The following is a 19,110-nucleotide window of genomic DNA, read 5'->3' as shown; positions in this document are numbered from 1 at the left end:
GAAGCATTATCTTCAACAGAAACAGGATGTGCGCTGTGAAATTCCCCGCTCTTTTCCGTAATACCCTGCTTTTACCTGGACTTTTTGTTTTAGGACTTGCCTCAGCCGCTGCCGCCGACTGGCCCCGTCAGGTGACCGACAGCCGCGGCGTGCACACGCTTGAGAGCAAACCGACGCGCATTGTCTCGACCAGCGTAACCTTAACCGGCTCCCTGCTGGCGATTGACGCACCGGTCATCGCCAGCGGCGCGACCACGCCGAACAACCGCGTGGCGGATGCGCAGGGCTTCCTGCGCCAGTGGGGGGATATTGCAAAACAGCGCAAGGTGGCGCGGCTGTACATTGGTGAACCCAGCGCAGAGGCGGTGGCCGCCCAAATGCCGGATCTGATTTTAATCAGCGCCACCGGCGGGGATTCCGCGCTGGCGCTGTACGATCAGCTCTCCGCCATCGCCCCCACGCTTATCATCAACTACGACGACAAAAGCTGGCAGGCGCTGCTGACCCAGCTGGGCACCCTCACCGGACAGGAAAAACAGGCCGCCGGGCGCATAGCCGCCTTTGATAAACGGCTCGCCCAGGTGAAACAGCAGATGACGCTGCCGCCGCAGCCGGTCAACGCCATCGTCTACACCGCCGCCGCGCGAAGCGCCAACCTGTGGACCGCGGAATCCGCGCAGGGCAAGCTGCTGCACCAGTTGGGCTTTACGCTGGCGGAGCTGCCCGCCGGGCTGCACACCTCCCAAAGCCAGGGGAAACGCCACGACATTATTCAGCTGGGTGGAGAAAACCTGGCGACGGGGCTGAACGGCGAAGGGCTGTTCGTGTTTGCCGGTGACGAGAAAGACGTGGCGGCGATTTACGCCAACCCGCTGCTGGCGCATTTGCCTGCGGTGCAGAACAAGCGCGTGTGGGCATTGGGCACGGAGACGTTCCGCCTTGATTATTACAGCGCGATGTTGGTGTTAGACAGATTGAATACGTTGTTTAAGTAGGCATTTTCCTCCCTCTCCCTGTGGGAGAGGGCCGGGGTGAGGGCATCAGCCCGCACCGTCGTTCAACACACTCTCCTGCCTGAACCGACGCAATTCCGCCAGCGTCACCAATAAAATCACGCCAATAATCGCCAGTACAAACCCGCTGCTGCTCGCCGATGCCGCCGGGGTCATGACGGCTCCCAGCCCGCCGAGGATCGCCGCACCAATGGCATCCCCCGTGACGTTCTGCGCGGTCCACAGGCCGTTGATGCGCCCGATCATCCCTTCCGGCGTCTGGGTCTGGATCAGGGTGTACTGCAACAGTGAGCTGATGGCGCTCAGCCAGCCGAAAATCACCAGACACATCACCCCCAGCGCCCACACCGGCATCAGGCTAAAGAAACCCACGGCGATAAACGAGGCCAGCGTGGCAAGCAGCATAATCAGCCCCGGACGCGCGCTCTGCGCCAGGTTGCCGCTGGTCAGCGCCCCGCACGCCGCGCCGAGCGGAATAGCGGAGTAGAGAATGCCGATCTCCGAGGCGCCCATCCGCCACTCGCCCGCCAGCGCCGGGTAGAGCACGCGCACGGCGCTCGCCATAGTCAGCAGGCCGCCGAGCAGCGCAATGCCGCCAATCAGCCGGTTGCTGAACAGAAAACCAATGGCCGCCATTAGGGACTTAAGCGGATGCTCGCGCGGCTGCGGCGGAGGCGGCAGCAGCGGCAGGCGCAGCAGCGTCAGCGTGGTAATGAAGGTCCCCGCTGCCGCCAGGCCGTAGTTCCACGCCACGTTGCCGGTCGCCAGCAGCAGGCCGCCCACCATCGGCGAAATCACCGAGCCGAGGCGCACGGTGAGCATGGTGATCGCCCCCGCCTGCATCAGGTTTTCACGCCCGACCAGCGCGGGGGTGGCCGCCAGCAGCGCCGTCACGCCCAGCGAGGCAAAAAAGCCGTCCCACAGCCCCAGGGCATAAATCGCGATCAGCGACGGCTCCGGCAGCATCGCGTTCAGGCACAGCCCGATAAAGCCCACGCCGCAGGTGCCGCGCGCCAGCAGGATCAGCTTTTTACGCTCGTAGCGATCCGCCAGCACGCCGCCGACCATCAGGCCGATAAACATCGCCCCGCCGGTTAAGGTGACGGATAAGCCCACCAGCCAGCTGGAGTGCGTCATGGCCTGGATCTGGACCGGCACGGCCACGCCGAGCAGCCCGAGGGACAAAATGGAGATAAAGCGTGCGATAAACACGGCGCGATAGGCCGGGTGCGTTTTGAGCAGGCTGAGGTTGAGCAGCCAGGATTTTTGATTCATGACAAAGCCTTGAGTGTAATTCTACCCATTCCATGGGCGCACATGCTAACATAGCCAAACAAGATAGATAACGATAATCACTATCATTATCAATTCATGGATGTTGCTATGTCGTTTTCCCCTTTTTCGGTGCGCGCCATTGCCGTGCCCGTTTTATTGCTGCTGTTAATCCTTGCGGTTGCGCTCAGCCTGCTGGTCGGCGCGAAGCCGCTGCCCGCGTCCGTTATTGTTGATGCGCTCTCCGGTACCTGCCAGAGCGCCGACTGCGTCATCGTGCTCGACGCCCGGCTGCCGCGCACGCTCGCCGGGCTGCTGGCCGGCGGCGCGCTCGGCCTTGCCGGTGCCCTGATGCAAACCCTCACCCGCAACCCGCTGGCAGACCCCGGCATTCTCGGCGTCAACTCTGGTGCCAGCTTTGCCATCGTGCTCGGCGCGGCGCTGTTCGGCTTCACCTCTCCGTCCGAGCAGCTGGTGATGGCCTTTTGCGGCGCGATGGCCGCCTCGCTGGTCGTGGCATTTACCGGCAGCCAGGGCGGCGGTCAGCTCAGCCCGGTACGCCTGACGCTGGCGGGCGTGGCGCTTGCGGCGGTGCTGGAAGGCCTATCCAACGGCATCGCCCTGCTCAACCCGGACGTTTACGACCAGCTGCGCTTCTGGCAGGCAGGCTCGCTGGACATCCGCACCCTTGAAACCTTAAAAGTGGTGGCGCTTCCGGTTATCATCGCCGCCGCCGTGGCGCTGCTTTTAAGCCGGGCGCTCAACAGCCTGAGCCTCGGCAGCGACACCGCCACCGCTCTCGGCAACCGGGTGGCCCGCACGCAGCTCATTGGCCTGCTCGCCATCACCGTCCTGTGCGGCAGCGCGACCGCCGTGGTCGGGCCAATCGCCTTTATCGGCCTGATGATGCCGCATATGGCACGCTGGCTGGTGGGAGCGGATCACCGCTGGTCGCTCCCGGTCGCGCTGCTGGCAACCCCGGCCCTGCTGCTGCTTGCCGACGTGCTGGGGCGCCTGCTGGTGCCCGGCGAGCTGCGCGTCTCGGTGGTCAGCGCCTTTATCGGCGCGCCGGTGCTGATATTCCTGGTCCGCCGTAAACGCGGAGGGGGTGCATGATGGCTCCGTCCCGTCGCTTAATCACCAGCGTCTCGCTGCTGAGCATTGCCATTCTGCTGCTGGCGGTCTGGAGCCTGCGCAGCGGCGCGGTAACGCTTGATTTCGGGCAGATCTTTCACGCCCTTACGGGCAGCGCGCCGCGCAACATCACCCTGGTGGTGACGGAGTGGCGACTGCCGCGCGTGGCGATGGCGATCCTGGTCGGCGCGGCGCTCGGCGTGAGCGGTGCGATATTCCAGTCGCTGATGCGCAACCCGCTCGGCAGCCCGGACGTCATGGGTCTGAATACCGGGGCCTGGAGCGGCGTGCTGGTGGCGATGGTGCTGTTTGGTCAGCACCTGACGGCCATTACCTTTACGGCGATGGCGGGCGGCATTCTCACTTCCTTGCTTATCTGGCTGCTGGCCTGGCGCAACGGTATCGACACCTTCCGTCTGATCATCATCGGGATCGGCATCCGCGCGATGCTGATGGCCTTTAACACCTGGCTTCTGCTGCAGGCCTCGCTGGACACCGCGCTCTCCGCCGGATTGTGGTACGCCGGTTCCCTCAACGGCCTGACGTGGGGCAAAACCTGGCCCGCCGCGCCGCTGATTTTGCTGATGTTTATCGGCGCGCTGCTGCTGGTGCGGCGCATGCGCCTGCTGGAGATGGGCGACGACAGCGCCTGCGCGCTGGGGGTAAGCGTTGAACGCTCGCGCCTGATGCTGATGCTGGTCGCCGTACTGCTGACCGCGGCCTCCACCGCGATTGCCGGGCCAATCTCCTTTATTGCTCTCGTCGCCCCGCACATCGCGCGGCGGCTTAGCGGCACCGCGCGCTGGGGACTCGCCCAGGCGGCGCTGTGCGGGTCGTTATTGCTGCTGGCCGCCGACCTCTGCGCCCAGCGGCTGTTTATGCCTTATCAACTGCCGGTGGGCGTGGTAACCGTCAGCCTCGGCGGCATTTACCTCATCGTCTTGCTCGTTCAGGAGTCACGCAAGAAATGACAGACACAACCACCCGCTTGCGCGGCGAAAACCTTACCCTTGGCTACGACAAAAAAATCATTGCCCGTGACTTATCCGTCACTATTCCGGACGGCCACTTCACGGCGATTATCGGCCCGAACGGCTGCGGGAAGTCGACCCTGCTGCGCACGCTGAGCCGCCTGATGACGCCGGTTGAAGGGAGCGTGTTTCTGGACGGGGAGCAGATCCAGCGCTTCGCCAGCAAAGAGGTGGCCAGGCGCATCGGATTGCTGGCGCAAAACGCCACCACGCCGGGGGACATCACGGTGCAGGAACTGGTTGCCCGCGGGCGCTACCCGCACCAGCCGCTGTTTACCCGCTGGCGCAAAGAGGACGACGAGGCGGTGAACCGCGCGATGCAGGCGACGGGCATCACCGACCTTGCGTTGCAAAGCGTAGACACCCTCTCCGGTGGACAGCGTCAGCGCGCGTGGATTGCGATGGTGCTGGCGCAGGAGACCTCGATCATGCTGCTGGACGAGCCGACAACCTGGCTCGACATCAGCCATCAGATAGACCTGCTGGAGCTGCTGAGCGAGCTGAACCGCACGCAGGGGTACACGCTGGCGGCGGTGCTGCACGATTTAAACCAGGCGTGCCGCTACGCCACGCACCTGATTGCCTTGCGCGACGGGGAGATTGTGGCGCAGGGCGCGCCGAAAGAGATTGTCACGCCGGATCTGATCGCGCGGATCTACGGTATGCGCTGCATGATAATCGACGATCCGGTGGCGGGTACGCCGCTGGTGGTGCCGTTAGGTCGACGGTAATTGCCGGGTGGCGGCTACGCCTTACCCGGCGCTTTTGACGTTACCCCAAAATATTCTTCAACACCGGCCCTATCTTCTCAAACGCCTGCGGTGAAATGATGTCCACGTGGGCGCAGTCCTGGCTGTACACCTCAAGCTCTGCCACCCACGGCGCCCAGGCGGCCTGCGGATCCATCGTTCGCGTGCGTTCGGCGACAAACAGCGTCGCCTTACCGTCAAAGCGCGCGCTGTGCGCAGTGGTGAGCAGCCGCACCGCGTCGGCGTAGTTGCCTTCAATCGCGTTAAACAGCTCGCTTGAGCCCTGCCCCTGCTGGGCGGCGATAAACGCCTGACGCTCGCGCTCGATTTCCGCCAGCACTGCCGGGTCGAGGCCGTTGGCCTCTTTTTCTGACCAGTTCTGGGTTTCCGGCGGCCAGGTATCCAGCAGGCCGAGGAATTTAACCTCTTCACCCTGCTCGCGCAGGCGGGCGGCGATCCCCTGCGCCAGCGTGCCGCCGAGGGAGTAGCCGAACAGGTAATACGGCCCCTGCCGCTGCCGCGCGCGCAGCGTTTTCAGGTGATGTTCGATCACCCCGTCCAGGTCCGCACACTGCTGCATCGGCCCCTCCGGGCGCGGTGACTGAATCCCGACTATTGACCAGCGCGGGCCGAGGTAGCGCGCCAGCACGCTGAACTGCCAGGCAAAGCCGGACGCCGGATGGAAGCAGAACAACGTTGGGCCATGGCTTTGACGCAGCGGCAGAAGCGTTTCATACCCCAGACGCTGCGCCTGTTCATCGCTCATCTGCGAGTCCAGCAGCGCGCTAAGCTTGCTCACGGTGGAGGCGACCATTATCTGCCCCGGCGTGACCTTGCGGGCGAACGTGCGGCTGAGCTGCGCCGCCAGGCGCATCGCCAGCAGAGAATGTCCGCCGAGGGCAAAGAAGTCGGCCTCAATGTCGTTCACCTCGCAGCCCAGCAGCGCGGCAAACGCCTGCGCGACGGCGATTTCGGTGTCCGTGTGTGGCGCGCGTCCTGACGTTTTACCGGTCAGCTCCGGCAGCGGCAGCGCCTTGCGGTCGAGCTTGCCGTTCGCGCTGAGCGGCAGCGCGCTGATTTGCAGCAGCACCACCGGCACCATATGCGGCGGCAGCTGCGCCTTCAGCAATTCCAGCAGCGCGACGCGATCCAGCGGTAAGCCGGATTCGGAGACAACGTATCCCACCAGCTGGCGGGCATCGCCCCCCGTTGCCGCTGCCTGGTTGAAGACGCAGGCGTGCGCCACGGCCTGGGCTACGTCCGGCAGGGCAAGCATTGCCCGGTCGATTTCACCCAGCTCGATGCGCTGGCCGCGAATTTTCAGCTGATCGTCGCTGCGGCCCAGATATTCCACCGCGCCGCTGTCCAGCCAGCGGGCAACGTCACCTGTGCGGTACATCCGCTCGCCGGGGGCAAACGGGTCGGCGATAAAGCGGCTGGCGGTGAGGTCCGGACGTCCCAGATACCCCTGCGCCAGCTGAATGCCGGTGAGGTAGAGATCGCCCGCCACGCCGAACGGCACCGGGCGCATCATGGCATCCAGAATGCGCAGCCCCGTGTTCCATACCGGGAAGCCGATCGGCACGCTATTGCCGTCCACCGCCGCCAGCTCGGGGCCGTAAGCCGGATACCAGCTGACGTCCACCGCCGCTTCGGTCGGGCCATAGAGGTTATGCAGCGGCACGCGGGTGAGCTGTTCCCACTCGCGGCACAGTTCGGTCGGCAGCGCTTCGCCGCTGCAGAACACCTGCTTAAGCGTCCTGCAGCAGTCGACGTTTTCCGGCGTCAGGGAGGCGACAAACGCCGCCAGCATCGACGGCACGAAGTGGGTGGTGGTCACGCCGTAGCGGGCGAAGAAGCTCTGCATCGCCTGCGGATCGCGGTGCGCGTCCGGCTCGGCCATCACCAGCTTCGCCCCGGCGATAAACGGCCACCAGAACTCCCATACCGACACGTCAAAGCTGCACGGCGTTTTCTGCGCCACCACGTCGCTCGCATTCAGCGGATAGCGATCCTGCATCCACATCAGGCGGTTGACGATGGCGGTATGCCCCACCATTACCCCTTTCGGGCGGCCCGTCGAACCCGAGGTAAAGATGATGTACGCCGTCTGCTCCGGCTTCGCCAGGCGCAGCGGTTCAGCACCCGCGGTCGGTAACAGTGTGTTGTAACTAAACGTCGTAATCGACAGATCGCTAAAGCGCGGAAGCTGCTCGTCGGTGGTAATCAGCAGGGAGGGCTTCGCGTCCTCGAGCATCATCCGCAGGCGATCGTCCGGGTAGCCGGTGTCCAGCGGCAGCCACGCGGCACCGGCTTCAACGATGCCGTGCAGCCCGAGCGTCAGGAACACCGAGCGCGGGAGGGCCACCGCCACGCTGTCGCCCGGCTTTACGCCGCGTTCGCGCAGCAGGTTTGCCAGCGCGACGACCTGCTCGCGCATCTGGCGATAGCTGAGTTCAATATGCGCGTCCGCCAGCGCGGGGGCGTCCGGCGTCCTGCTCGCCTGCTCCGCCACCCTATCCGCCAGCGTGGTGGACGGCAGCGCCAGCCCGGTATCGTTGATGCGCGCCAGCTGCTGATATTCCTGCTCTGAAACGGTTTCCACCTCGCCGCAGCGCAGGTCCGGGTTGGCCGCAAACTGCATCAGCATCGCGTTCAGGCGCGCCACGTGACGGGAAAGCGTCGCTTCATCGTAACGCTGCTTATTGGCGAGGACCTCTATGCTCAATCCGCCCTGCTCGTCCGGGAACAGCGCCAGCTCCAGATCGTTCACCGGGCCGGTTGCCAGCGTGTGGGTAATGGCCTCCACGCCGTCGATATCCAGCTGATAATCGAACACCTTGACGTTCAGCACCGGGCCAAACAGCGCTTCGTCGCCCGCCGCTTTCCCGCCGTCGCGCACGATCTGCTCGGCGTCGTAGCGCTGGTGGCGGCGCATTTTTTTCAGCTGGTTTGCCAGGCGCAGCGCCAGCGCCGGGAGGCTCTCCTGCGGATCGATACTGACCGCCAGCGGCAGGACGTTGAGCACCGGCCCGGTCGCGGTCAGCGCGGCGGAACCCATGCGGCGCATAAAGATAAACCCGGCGGCGTAGTCCAGCCGCCCGGTCAGGCGGCCCAGCCAGAGCGCCACCAGCGCAAGCGCCAGATCGGTGCGCTGCACCTGTCCTGCCGCCTGAGCAAGCTGGCTAAAGGCGCGGCCGTCGGCGGCAATCTTCAGGCGCAAAATATCGGTGGTAGCGGCGCGTCCCGGCAGCGGCGCGGAGGAGAGTGAGACCGGCGAAGGCAGCCGCTTGCGCTGCTCGGCCCAGAAGGCGCCGTCGCGCCGGTACGCCTCGCTGTCGCGATAGCGCTGATACTCTTCCACTACCTCGGCAAACGGCGTAAACGGGGATTCGGGGGTGGGGTTGCCCTTCTTCCAGGCGGCATAAATTGCGGCGATCTGGCGGGTAATGGCCGGGAAGCTGAAGCCATCCACTACCAGATGGTGATAGCGCTGATACCAGTACCAGTGGTTTTCACCGACCTGAATCAGATGGTGAAACGCCAGCGGCTGACCGCTGTCGACGCGCAGGTTCTGGTTAAGATCGGATTCCATCAGCGCCACGGCGGCGGCGTGGGAATCCATGCAAACAACGGACGGCGCCGGCAGCATGACGGCGTCATCGACCCACTGCCACACCTCGCCGTTCTCCTCGGCAAAACGCATCCGCAGGGTATCGGCCTGCATCATGCCAGCGGCAATGGCCTTTGCCAGCAGCGGCGCGTCGATATCGCCTTTCAGCTCGGTGTAGTGCGCCACGCTCCAGGCGTTGGGCAGCGTGGACAGCTGTTCCGCCATCCAGATGCCCGGCTGGGCGGCGACAAGCGGTAGACGGTTCATGCGTTCTCCTGCGCAAAATGAGACGGCTCAAGCGTTTGCCAGTGCCCGGCCAGCCACTGCTGGCACACCTCCAGAGACTGCGCTTCGCACACCGCGCGCCACCCTGCCGGCAGCCCGCACTGCTGCGGCCACAGGCTGTACTGCCCCCGGTCGTTTTGCAAAATGGCAAACTGTCCCTGCGGATTATCGAAAGGATTACTGAATTCCATACAGACTCCGTTAGTGAATGAGCGGCTGCCAGAGGGTCATCAGCCCCTGCGTCAGCCCACCGCGCCAGCACAGCGCGTCGTGTCCGCCGTCAACCTGACGCCAGTAAACCTGCTGCGCGTGCAGTTCGGCGTAAATCGCCTGGTTTGCGCGGAAGATAAGCGGTTCGTTGCGCCCGGCTTCAAGAACGATGCGCAGTCCGCGTGCGGTTTTTTCACCCGCTTTAAGCTGCCCGATGAGCAGCCCCTCCTGCTGCCCACCGCGGTGCGGCCACCAGTACGAGCCGGACTGGCTGAGCACGCAGCCAAAGCGCTGCGGCCAGTTGAGGCCAGCATAAAGGGACGAGAGGCCGCCAAAGCTCTGACCCGCCACGACGGTAAGGTCGGCGCGGTCGCTAAATGGCGCGAGATTTTTTACGCGGGGGAGAAGTTCTTCCTGCACCGCCAGCCAGAACTCGGGGTTGCAGGGCAGCTCGCGGCTGCGATGTTCTGCGTCGATCGCGTCGATTAAGACGTAAACCGCAGGGGGCAGCTGGCGCCCGGCGGTGAGCGACGCCAGCGCGGGCCAGACCGGCATGCTTTCGGCCCAGAACTGGCCGTCGAGCAGCACCGCCAGCGGGCGCTCGGGATTGTCGTCCCCGGTGGTAAAAATCCAGACGCGGCGGCGGTTTTTCAGGCGTGCGCTGTCCCAATCGATGCAGACCGGCGCGCCGTGGGGCGTATCGGGATGATTCCAGCCCGGCTGAACCGGCGCTTGCGGCATCTCCAGCGCGGAAACGGCATGGCCGCGCCCGCCGCGCCAGCTCTGCGGATTCAGCGGGTCGGAAACCGCGTGCGGCAGCAGCTTGCGCCAGCCTTCGCGCAGCGCCATGCGGTCCGGCTGCGCACCTTCAAACACGACGCTGGCAAAATCATTTTTTTTCACGGAAGGGATAAAACAGTAGCTCCCGCGCCACTCGGGGCTGAACTCGCCCTGCCACTGCCAGACGTCGGTATCGGGAATGCGTTCGAGGGACTGCGGGCGGGCATTTTGGTGGTGATCGGTCACGCCGGTAACATAGAGCCAGACGCGTTCGATCGGTGACGAATCTTGCGTTCCTTTCGGGTCTCGCCACCAGAACGTGACGCGATATTTTCCCTTTTCAGGCTTCCATTCCGGCCCGTTTTTCGACTGCCACCACGCTTCACTTCCCGTTGTTAACGCCGTCACCCTTATAACCTCATGTTTAACAGACTTTTTTGTCTCAGGACAAATTTTATTGATAATATTATTGATAACTATTTGCATTTGCAATAGCGTATTGCCCGCGCTGTGGGAAGCGCGTTCATAAATAACCATAAAAGCGGGACGTACAATGAATAAGAAGATTCACTCTCTGGCCTGGCTGGTCAATTTAGGGATTTATGGCGTCGCGCTGCCCGCCATGGCAGCCGACAACGCCGCCTCTGCACAGCACGAAGACACGATGGTGATTACCGCCGCCGAGCAGAATCTGCAGGCGCCGGGCGTATCAACCATCACCGCCGATGAGATCCGTAAAAACCCGCCCGCGCGCGACGTGGCGGAAATCATCCGCACCATGCCGGGCGTTAACCTGACCGGGAACTCCACCAGCGGCCAGCGCGGGAACAACCGTCAGATTGATATCCGCGGCATGGGACCGGAAAACACGCTGATCCTGATCGACGGCAAGCCGGTCACCAGCCGTAACTCCATCCGTCTCGGCTGGCGCGGCGAGCGCGATACGCGCGGCGATACCGGCTGGGTGCCGCCGGAGATGATCGAACGCATCGAAGTGATCCGCGGTCCTGCCGCCGCGCGCTATGGCAACGGTGCGGCAGGCGGCGTGGTCAACATCATCACCAAAAAATTCGACGACCAGTGGCACGGCTCCTGGAACACCTACCTGAACGCGCCGGAGCACAAGGACGAAGGTTCCACCAAACGCACCAACTTCAGCCTGAGCGGCCCGCTGGGCGGCGACTTCAGCTTCCGCATGTTCGGCAATCTTGACAAAACCCAGGCCGACGCGTGGGACATCAACCAGGGTCACCAGTCCGATCGTACCGGTGCCTACGCCGACACGCTGCCGGCAGGCCGTGAGGGTGTGGAAAATAAAGACATCAACGGCGTGGTGCGCTGGGACTTCGCGCCAATGCAGTCGCTGGAATTTGAGGCGGGCTACAGCCGTCAGAATAACCTCTACGCGGGTGATACCCAGAACACCAACAACGACAACAGCTCCAGCGGTCTGGTGAAGAAGAACTACGGCAAAGAGACCAACCGTATTTATCGTCAGAACTTCGCGGTGACCTGGAACGGCGGCTGGGATAACGGCATCACCACCAGCAGCTGGGCGCAGTACGAACATACCCGCAATTCGCGTCTTGGCGAAGGGCTGGCGGGCGGACTGGAAGGCCTGTTCAACAGCAATAAATTCACCGACACCGATCTGGCCGACGTGATGCTGCACAGCGAAATCAACCTGCCGATTGATTTCGTCGTCAACCAGAACCTGACCCTGGGCACCGAATGGAACCAGCAGCGCATGAAGGATTCCACCTCCTTTACGCAGACCCAGCAAGGCGGCGCCATTCCGGGCATGAGCAACGACCGCAGCCCGTACACCTCGGCGGAGATCTTCTCCCTGTTCGCCGAGAACAACATGGAGCTGACCGACAGCACCATGCTGACCCCGGCCCTGCGCTTCGACCACCACACCATCGTCGGCAACAACTGGAGCCCGTCCCTGAACCTGTCGCAGGGCCTGGGGGATGACTTCACGCTGAAGATGGGTATCGCGCGCGCCTATAAAGCGCCGAGCCTGTACCAGACCAACCCGAACTACCTGCTCTACAGCAAAGGCCAGGGCTGCTACGCCAGCTCCGACGGCGTGGGCTGCTACATGATGGGCAACGACGACCTGAAGGCGGAAACCAGCATCAACAAAGAGATTGGTCTGGAGTGGAAGCGCGACGGCTGGCTGGCGGGCGTGACCTGGTTCCGCAACGACTACCGCGACAAGATTGAAGCGGGCTACGCGCCGATTGGCCACACCTCTTCCGGTAAGGTGCAGACGGATATCTACCAGTGGGAAAACGTGCCGAAAGCGGTGGTCGAAGGGCTGGAAGGCTCCCTGAACGTGCCGGTCAGCGACACCATCAACTGGACCAACAACATCACCTACATGCTGCAGAGCAAGAACAAGGAGACCGGCGATCGTCTGTCGATCATCCCGGAGTACACGCTGAACTCGACCCTGAGCTGGCAGGTGCATCAGGACGTGTCGCTCCAGTCGACCTTTACCTGGTACGGCAAGCAGCAGCCGAAGAAATACAACTACAAAGGTCAGCCTGTAACCGGTTCTGAGAAAGACGAAGTCAGCCCGTACAGCATCGTTGGCCTGAGCGCGACCTGGGACATGACCAAAAACGTCAGCCTGACCGGCGGCGTGGACAACGTCTTCGACAAGCGCCAGTGGCGCGCGGGTAATGCCCAGACGACCGGGAATGCTACCACCGGCGCGTATATGTATGGTGCAGGGGCGTATACGTATAATGAGCCGGGCCGCACGTGGTATATGAGCGTGAATACGAGATTCTGATACTGGCAGTGACTTCCCTCTCTCTCTGTGGGCTGAGGGATCCCCAGTAATTTTTCCTGAAGCGATGAACATTGCTTCAGATAAATGAATAACTTACAGCAATGCCCTGGTCCGACTGTAAATCGCTGAGGCGTTTTCTGTAGGCCGGGGCGAGGCGCATGGATGCGCCGAGAGGGCGGCTTTACAGGGACGTTTCCTCCGCCCGTCCCCGACAAGCCGGAAGGAAAAAGCCGAAGGTACCGCGAGGTGGCGATTGAGCCACCCTGGCACGTTCACCGGTCGTGTCGTTACAGAGTAGCAAGAAACATAACGTGAACTGAATGACCACCACAGCCGTATGTTCCCCCTCACCCCAGCCCTCTCCCTCCAGGGAGAGGGGGTCGTCCGTGCAGGTATAACTTTGTGGGGATTCCTCAGCCCTGTGGGAGAGGGCCGGGGTGAGAGCATCAGGCCGCACTATTCGTTGAAAAAGGGGAAACCATGCACACCACCCACAGCACGTTCATCCTCGCCGATCGCACCGTTCACCGCGTCACCTTCGACCCCACCACCTTTACCGACGCCGACCTCCTCTGGCTCCCCCACCACGCTGAGCTTTCAAACGCCGGACGCAAACGCAAAGCCGAGCATCTTGCAGGCCGCATCGCCGCCGCGCACGCCTTGCCTGACCACGCCGTGCCCGGTATCGGCCCCTCCGGTGAACCGCTCTGGCCGGAGGGATTTTCAGGAAGCATCACCCACAGCGGCACGCAGGCGATGGCGGTTGTCGTCCATCATCCAGATGCGCTGGTAGGTATTGATTGCGAAGCCGTTCTTCCAGACCATGAAGCCCGAGAAATCCAGGACGGCATCATTGATGCGCAGGAAGCGATGTGCCTGACGCGGTCGGGCTACCCCTATGCGCTGGCGCTGACGCTGGCGTTTAGCGCAAAGGAGAGTTTGTTTAAGGCCCTCTTCCCGCAGGTGCGCTCATGGATGGGTTTTGACAGCGCTAGCGCCACACAGCTCGACGATAAGTCACTTACGCTGGCGTTGACCCGTCAACGCGCGGGCTATGTCAAAGGCACCGTCTTCACCCTTTACTGGCAACAGCACGGCGAACAGGCCATCACCCTGCTGCCACACTCTCCTGTCGGCGTGCCTTAACGCTGATCACCACCAACGGGTACCGAACCTGCCGGAAAAAATGTTCCCCATAAACGTATCCTGCTTGATTCGGCTGTTATCTTTCAGGTATACAGTGGGGACCGCGCAGAACAGACCGGATGCGAGGCCATTTCCAATAAAGCGTTAACGATAGGTCATGGTAAACGACGCCGTGGCGCTCACCGAACCCGATTGCGCATTCGCTGAGGTCATGTAATACGCGGCCTTAAAGGGAATATTGACAACTTCCCCTGGCGAAGTCGTCGTGCCGTATTTAATAAGCTTGCCGAACTGCACGGGCGAATCATTATATTTCAGCTGAATGCCCAGGCCTTTTGCCGTCGAGCTACTGTTTAACCCCAGGACGCCGTTGGCAGCATCGGCAAGCGGGCTGACGTTATCCAGCGTTACATTCACCGCGGTCTGTTCACCACAAATAAGCGGGATGGAAAACGTTACCGGATTCTGGGTGCTGCCGACGCCGTTAAACTTCGGCAACAGCGCAATCCCCATATTGATATTCAAATTTTTATCCTGAATCTGACAGGATGCAGTGCTGATGTTCATCGGCGAAAAGATATATTTATAAAGCGGCAGGCGTTTAATGTTATTACTGACCGGCGTGCTGTATTCCATATTTAGCGTCAGCGCCGGTATTGAGCCCGTCGCGGGGGTAGTGCTGGTTTTAATCAGCTCGAAGGTATCCGTGAACGTTGATACGCCATTCTGGAGGATCCCTCGCCTCCAGCTCGCATTATTGAGGTTCATCCGGGTGACAAACTCGCTGCTTTGCGTGGTGCTGGAAAAGTTCTTCCAGCGGATGCCGATGCCTGGAACCTCCGTCGCCCGCACGTTCGCCAGCGGCGAGGCGCCATAATCCGCATTCGTCCCCGAGAGCTGAATAAACCACGAGCCATCATATCCAATTTGCTGGCCCTCAGGATCACACGTCATGGGGTTAACGGTGGTTATCGTCGCTAAAACCGTTCCAACGGGCGCATCCCGCTGAACGACAATATTCCGATCAACGTTCACCGCGACGTCGTTTGCAGAACACAGCGCAAAAGCATTCAGAGATATAGCGCTTCCCACTGCAGCCGTCGCGATTTTCATTACGGTGGACATCATAAGTTCCTTCATTTAGGTGAGGCGTAGGCCTTCTCTCGCCAAAGTCATCATGCGCATTGAGGCCATGAGAAATTTAACGGCATGCCGCGGTGGTACGCTGAATTTTCCCCGGTAAGGCGTTCAAGGTTATTTTGGCGCGGCAGGTTTTCGCCCCCCACCTTACCGTGATAGTGTCCCCATCATTCAGGCCGCTCATATAAACCTCGCCATCGCTTCCCACAATGCTCATCGTGTCGCTTTGGCTAAGCTTTACCATTGCGCCAAAGGGCACCGGCGAGTTTTGATACAGGAGCGTTATCAAGGCCCTGTACCCCGTTCGCGCGTTGAATGTGGCGCGCACCACGGCACCACGCGTCGGCACAACGTTGACCACGGATTCGGCCACATCCACGTCCGGTCCCAGCGAGCCGGTGTCTATCGCAATCCGGTTTTCCTGGTAGGCGCTGGCATAGGGCACCACCGCGTAGCCGCGCCAGTCCGTTCTAACGCCGGGGTTGTTGCGTACCCTTACGCCGGGCGCGCCCTGCGCCTCCAGCAGCACAACGGTATCTCCCAGCGGCTGCGAGAAGGTCACGCCGTGTTCATGACCCACGATCCCCCCCTGCAGGCCGAAGTTCAGCTGGCTATTCTGTCGGCTATGGTTGTAACCTGCGCTCACGGTGCCGTAGCCGCCCTTATAGGTTCCACTTACGGCGCTTCTCGACTCCCCGCCCGACGAGGTATAGCCCTGCTGGACCAGGTAGCTCAGGTTGTTATCGGCAAGCGCGGTGCCGCTCAGCCCCACCTGATGTGTTTCAGAACCGTTCTTTTGCATATTCACGCTGTAGCTGGCCCAGCTTTGCGGTAGCCATTTGCTCAGCGGCACCTGCAGGCTAAAGGCCAGAATCTGGTCCTTACGGTCTTTGCCCGGCGTTTCGCTATAGGTGTAGCCGAGCGAGTAATTGATATCGCGAATACTGGTGTTAAAGCCGGTGCTGACGTTGCGCTCATAGCCCTGCCTGCTCCAGTAGTCCTGCTGGTATGCTGAAATATAAAAGTTCCCCCAGCTTTGCAGCGACTGACTGAGGTTGAGCTGCAGTCGGCTTCGCTTGTTGTAGCGCTGGCTGCTAAATTCATTCACTTCCTGGAAGGTATAAAACCCTTCCGTAGAGTAGCGATAGCTGGCGAGCGTCACGGTGGTATCGGTCGTGGCCACCGTTTTCGAATACTGCACGCGATAGGACTGCCCGCGGCTGCGGCGTTTTTTCTCATCATCAAGTTGGCTGTCGGCAACGGTAACGTCCGCCGACAGCGAGCCAATGTCGCCAAAGCTGAGACCCGTACCGAGCACGCCGGACGCATAGTTGCTCGCCCCCAAAACGCCACCGTACAGCGTGAGATGATTGGAGAGGCCATAGGCCAGCGTGCCCAGGCCAAATGAGGGGGTTTCCGCGCCATGCTTCGTTGTTCGATACTCCCCTGCGCTCAGCGCATACTTCACGCGGCCTTCCCGCAGCATGACGGGAACCGCAGAGAATGGCTGCACGAAATGCTGGACGCTGCCGTCGGCTTCGGTGACGACAATCTCCAGATCGCCGCTCGCCGAGGTAGGATAGAGATCGCGAATTTCAAAGCTGCCGGGCGCCACGTAGGTTTGATAGACCGTGTAGCCGTTTTGCTTCACGGTGACCGTGGCGTTGGTGCGGGCGATCCCTCGAATGACAGGAGCGAAGCCGCGCATGCTTTCCGGCAGCATGGTGTCATCAGAAAAAATCTGCGCACCGCGAAACATCACGCTGTCAAACACGTCGCCCGGGGTACTGGTTTCCCCCACCTGGAACTGCCCCCTCAAAAACTGGACGTCGCGGCTCAGGGTCGTATTCAGTGATGAAAACGACTGTTTTCCGTTGTTCTTGGTCACGGTGCTGTAGTTGCGCAGGCGCCACGGCCCCGCGTTAATACCGCTTTGCAGGTTGGTATAAAGCTGATCCTGCGACTCACCGTCCCGGCTCCAGCTGCGCGACCCGTTGATGCTGTAATTGACCAGCAGCGCAGAAATGCCCTGGTTCCAGAGTGACGGATCAACGGTGCCGCGCGCGCGCGCGTTGAGCGCCGATTGAGGGATAGAGATATCCAGCCTCTGCCTGTCAAAATCCAGCCGGGCGGTAGCGTCCGGTATGAATGCGCCGGGGTCGGTAATAATCGTCTCGACCGGCAGCATGGCTAATTCAGGAAATGCTTTGACCCTGACGCCGAGCGACTCAAGCTCTCTGCGATTAAGTTCCGGCGCCAGCCCGATGCCGTTTACAGGAACAAAAGAGATATTTTCCGTTCGGATATAATTTTCATTAAGCCAAATTTCTACCCTGTAGGTGCCGGGTAACTGCTCTCCGCGCTCGAAGCGGCCCAGATCGATGCCCTGGGAAGTCGAGTGTATTTTTTCAAGCGCATCGGCCATAAAATAGAGTTCGCCCGCGCCTGCGGGAAAAACGCCCGAAATAAAAAGCGCTATCGTCGAGAGTCGACTTACGCGGTGAGGCCACGAGCCAGAGAAAAAACCATATCGAGAATAAGAAACAATATTCACTTTGCTTACCTGCGCGAGTGACATAGCGTGTTGTTAATATTTTTTATTTCAGCATCTGGCGCTTTTCTGCTGTTACGCCACCAAAATCATTTATGGCTTTCCAGGCCACCTGCTTTCCACTGCCGGCCACCGTTTCTGAACTAAAAGGTGAAATCATTGGCGGCTGCGCAATCGTTTTATTGCCAACCGTTAATGAATAAAGAGAAACGTAGAACGGCGTCGGATTATTAATCACCAGGCGTTCGCCGTGCGGTTCAAACGCCAATCGCGTCCATGCCTCACCCGCATTTTCCGACGCCAGAGACGCAGGCCGGTAGAAAAGCTTCATGCGCGTCTTAACGGCAATAAGCAGCCTGTTCTCATCTGACCGGGTCATTGAGGGAATTGATTTTACGTTAAGCCAAAATACAGACTCTCGGTTTTCAGGCAGCGACGTCTCGCCGGTATAAATGACCCGCAGCGTATTTTCATGACCACCGTCGAGGCGGAACAGCGGTGGTGTGACGATAAAAGGAACCTGCTCCTTCGAGTTTTCGCTTAATTCAATCCATGACTGAATTAAATAGGGGACAGCATCCTTACTGTTACTCACAGGTAGTGAGGCTTCGTTTTCAGCTTCATTATAAATTAAGCGCGTTCCGCCAACGGTTATGCTGGCCTGGCCCGGCTGGGAGAGCAGGCAAGCGCCTAATAATACAATCGTTCGAATAAGTTGACTCATCGTACTTCCACGATATTCCGACAGGAAACAATGGGGCGTACCCTGGGTACGCCCGGCTTATTACTGATAGGTAATGGTAAAATCTGACGTTGCGTTTGCCGTACCCGCAACCACGGCAGCCTGCGTTGCCTTATATTTAGCCACGAAGGTCATCTTGTTGCTGTTAGCAGGGTCTTCGCCTGTGCTGGTGTCAAGCGTGATGCTCTTAGACTGGGTCGCCAGCGGGATTGCGGTGATGCCGTCTTCTTCATAGAACGCCACGCCGACGCCTTTCGCCGTTTGACCGCTGTTCAGCGCAAGAATATTGGTGTCGCTACTGTCCGCCGTGCCGTCAAACTTAACGGAGGCAGAAGTGACGGCCGCAGGGCAGTTATTCAACACAATGCTAAAGCGAGTTGCGGCAGCAACGGCTCCGGCCGCGTTGAACGAGCTCTTTGGAATTTTGCCAAGGTTAACGGTCTGGTTCGCCGTATTGGTATCAATCGTACAGGCTGAATCCAGAATGGTGCCTGTAAAGTTGATCTGTCCATCGGCTGCGCTGGCGGCAAAGGTTATTCCAGAAACGGCTGCTGCCACGACCATATTTCGAATGACACTGTTTAACTTCATTTGCATAGCTATATATCCTTAGGATTGAAGGTATCTGCGCAACGTTCACT

The 19,110-nt window shown here is 60.8% G+C and carries 14 protein-coding genes and 1 pseudogene; 6 read left to right on the top strand and 9 right to left on the bottom strand.

Going from position 1 to position 19,110, the window contains the following annotated elements:
* The first annotated feature begins 35 nt into the window (after positions 1-35).
* The gene (gene fepB / locus L6R44_RS19120) at positions 36-995 is read left to right on the top strand and encodes a Fe2+-enterobactin ABC transporter substrate-binding protein (RefSeq protein WP_237425110.1); all 960 of its coding nucleotides are present in this window, start codon (positions 36-38) and stop codon (positions 993-995) included.
* A gap of 45 nt (positions 996-1,040) precedes the next feature.
* Here fepB and entS read toward each other — a convergent pair whose 3' ends face one another.
* The gene (gene entS, locus L6R44_RS19115; protein WP_237425109.1) at positions 1,041-2,288 is read right to left on the bottom strand and encodes an enterobactin transporter EntS; all 1,248 of its coding nucleotides are present in this window, start codon (positions 2,286-2,288) and stop codon (positions 1,041-1,043) included.
* A 108-nt stretch (positions 2,289-2,396) separates the two neighbouring features.
* On the opposite strand from entS, the gene fepD reads away from it, so the two are divergent.
* Genes fepD through fepC form a run of 3 tightly spaced genes read left to right on the top strand, consistent with a single transcriptional unit; the run spans position 2,397 to position 5,181 of the window.
* Positions 2,397-3,401: a Fe(3+)-siderophore ABC transporter permease gene (fepD, locus tag L6R44_RS19110; protein ID WP_237425108.1), complete on the top strand. Its 1,005-nt coding sequence runs from the start codon at positions 2,397-2,399 to the stop codon at positions 3,399-3,401.
* Positions 3,401-4,390 (top strand): iron-enterobactin ABC transporter permease, encoded by a 990-nt coding sequence (fepG, locus tag L6R44_RS19105; protein ID WP_237425124.1) that lies wholly within the window; start codon positions 3,401-3,403, stop codon positions 4,388-4,390. Before fepD ends, fepG begins: the two co-directional genes overlap by 1 nt.
* Complete coding sequence (gene fepC, locus L6R44_RS19100) at positions 4,387-5,181, top strand: iron-enterobactin ABC transporter ATP-binding protein (protein ID WP_237425107.1); 795 nt, start codon at positions 4,387-4,389, stop codon at positions 5,179-5,181. The genes fepG and fepC overlap by 4 nt, the downstream gene beginning before the upstream one ends.
* Positions 5,182-5,221: 40 nt before the next feature.
* Here fepC and entF read toward each other — a convergent pair whose 3' ends face one another.
* Genes entF through fes form a run of 3 tightly spaced genes read right to left on the bottom strand, consistent with a single transcriptional unit; the run spans position 5,222 to position 10,495 of the window.
* Positions 5,222-9,079, bottom strand: coding sequence for an enterobactin non-ribosomal peptide synthetase EntF (gene entF, locus L6R44_RS19095; protein ID WP_237425106.1), 3,858 nt, complete (start codon positions 9,077-9,079; stop codon positions 5,222-5,224).
* Complete coding sequence (locus L6R44_RS19090; RefSeq protein WP_237425105.1) at positions 9,076-9,288, bottom strand: MbtH family protein; 213 nt, start codon at positions 9,286-9,288, stop codon at positions 9,076-9,078. The genes entF and L6R44_RS19090 overlap by 4 nt, the downstream gene beginning before the upstream one ends.
* Positions 9,289-9,298: 10 nt before the next feature.
* Positions 9,299-10,495, bottom strand: coding sequence for an enterochelin esterase (gene fes / locus L6R44_RS19085; RefSeq protein ID WP_237425104.1), 1,197 nt, complete (start codon positions 10,493-10,495; stop codon positions 9,299-9,301).
* 145 nt (positions 10,496-10,640) lie between these two features.
* Between fes and L6R44_RS19080 the strand changes: the two genes are divergently transcribed.
* The gene (locus L6R44_RS19080) at positions 10,641-12,890 is read left to right on the top strand and encodes a TonB-dependent siderophore receptor (RefSeq protein ID WP_237425103.1); all 2,250 of its coding nucleotides are present in this window, start codon (positions 10,641-10,643) and stop codon (positions 12,888-12,890) included.
* A gap of 480 nt (positions 12,891-13,370) precedes the next feature.
* Positions 13,371-14,036, top strand: a complete 666-nt coding sequence (gene entD / locus L6R44_RS19075) for an enterobactin synthase subunit EntD (protein ID WP_237425102.1) — start codon at positions 13,371-13,373, stop codon at positions 14,034-14,036.
* Between the two features lie 21 nt (positions 14,037-14,057).
* Here the strand turns inward: entD and L6R44_RS19070 are convergent.
* From L6R44_RS19070 to L6R44_RS19050, 5 genes and pseudogenes are all read right to left on the bottom strand, one after another.
* A pseudogene (locus L6R44_RS19070) lies at positions 14,058-14,156 on the bottom strand (metal ABC transporter permease); the annotation flags it as partial.
* 24 nt (positions 14,157-14,180) lie between these two features.
* Positions 14,181-15,164, bottom strand: a complete 984-nt coding sequence (locus L6R44_RS19065; protein ID WP_235007398.1) for a fimbrial protein — start codon at positions 15,162-15,164, stop codon at positions 14,181-14,183.
* A 73-nt stretch (positions 15,165-15,237) separates the two neighbouring features.
* Positions 15,238-17,601 carry a fimbria/pilus outer membrane usher protein gene (locus L6R44_RS19060; RefSeq protein ID WP_237425101.1) on the bottom strand — a complete coding sequence of 788 codons (2,364 nt, stop codon included), beginning with the start codon at positions 17,599-17,601 and terminating at the stop codon, positions 15,238-15,240.
* Between the two features lie 172 nt (positions 17,602-17,773).
* On the bottom strand, positions 17,774-18,451 hold the full coding sequence (locus tag L6R44_RS19055) for a fimbrial biogenesis chaperone (protein WP_237425100.1): 678 nt from the start codon (positions 18,449-18,451) through the stop codon (positions 17,774-17,776).
* 60 nt (positions 18,452-18,511) lie between these two features.
* On the bottom strand, positions 18,512-19,066 hold the full coding sequence (locus L6R44_RS19050; protein ID WP_032638725.1) for a fimbrial protein: 555 nt from the start codon (positions 19,064-19,066) through the stop codon (positions 18,512-18,514).
* Positions 19,067-19,110 lie beyond the last annotated feature (44 nt).

It is taken from the genome of Enterobacter cloacae complex sp. ECC445 (assembly GCF_021892025.1).
Lineage (GTDB): Bacteria > Pseudomonadota > Gammaproteobacteria > Enterobacterales > Enterobacteriaceae > Enterobacter > Enterobacter chengduensis.
This window is presented reverse-complemented; position numbering and strand designations above follow the sequence as displayed.

Coding starts and splice junctions, on each gene's coding strand:
- entS (WP_237425109.1), bottom strand. CDS start 2,288: ATGAATCAAAAATCCTGGCTGCTCAACCTCAGCCTGCTCAAAACGCAC.
- fepD (WP_237425108.1), top strand. CDS start 2,397: ATGTCGTTTTCCCCTTTTTCGGTGCGCGCCATTGCCGTGCCCGTTTTA.
- fepG (WP_237425124.1), top strand. CDS start 3,401: ATGGCTCCGTCCCGTCGCTTAATCACCAGCGTCTCGCTGCTGAGCATT.
- fepC (WP_237425107.1), top strand. CDS start 4,387: ATGACAGACACAACCACCCGCTTGCGCGGCGAAAACCTTACCCTTGGC.
- entF (WP_237425106.1), bottom strand. CDS start 9,079: ATGAACCGTCTACCGCTTGTCGCCGCCCAGCCGGGCATCTGGATGGCG.
- L6R44_RS19090 (WP_237425105.1), bottom strand. CDS start 9,288: ATGGAATTCAGTAATCCTTTCGATAATCCGCAGGGACAGTTTGCCATT.
- L6R44_RS19080 (WP_237425103.1), top strand. CDS start 10,641: ATGAATAAGAAGATTCACTCTCTGGCCTGGCTGGTCAATTTAGGGATT.
- entD (WP_237425102.1), top strand. CDS start 13,371: ATGCACACCACCCACAGCACGTTCATCCTCGCCGATCGCACCGTTCAC.
- L6R44_RS19065 (WP_235007398.1), bottom strand. CDS start 15,164: ATGATGTCCACCGTAATGAAAATCGCGACGGCTGCAGTGGGAAGCGCT.
- L6R44_RS19060 (WP_237425101.1), bottom strand. CDS start 17,601: ATGGCCGATGCGCTTGAAAAAATACACTCGACTTCCCAGGGCATCGAT.
- L6R44_RS19055 (WP_237425100.1), bottom strand. CDS start 18,451: ATGAGTCAACTTATTCGAACGATTGTATTATTAGGCGCTTGCCTGCTC.
- L6R44_RS19050 (WP_032638725.1), bottom strand. CDS start 19,066: ATGCAAATGAAGTTAAACAGTGTCATTCGAAATATGGTCGTGGCAGCA.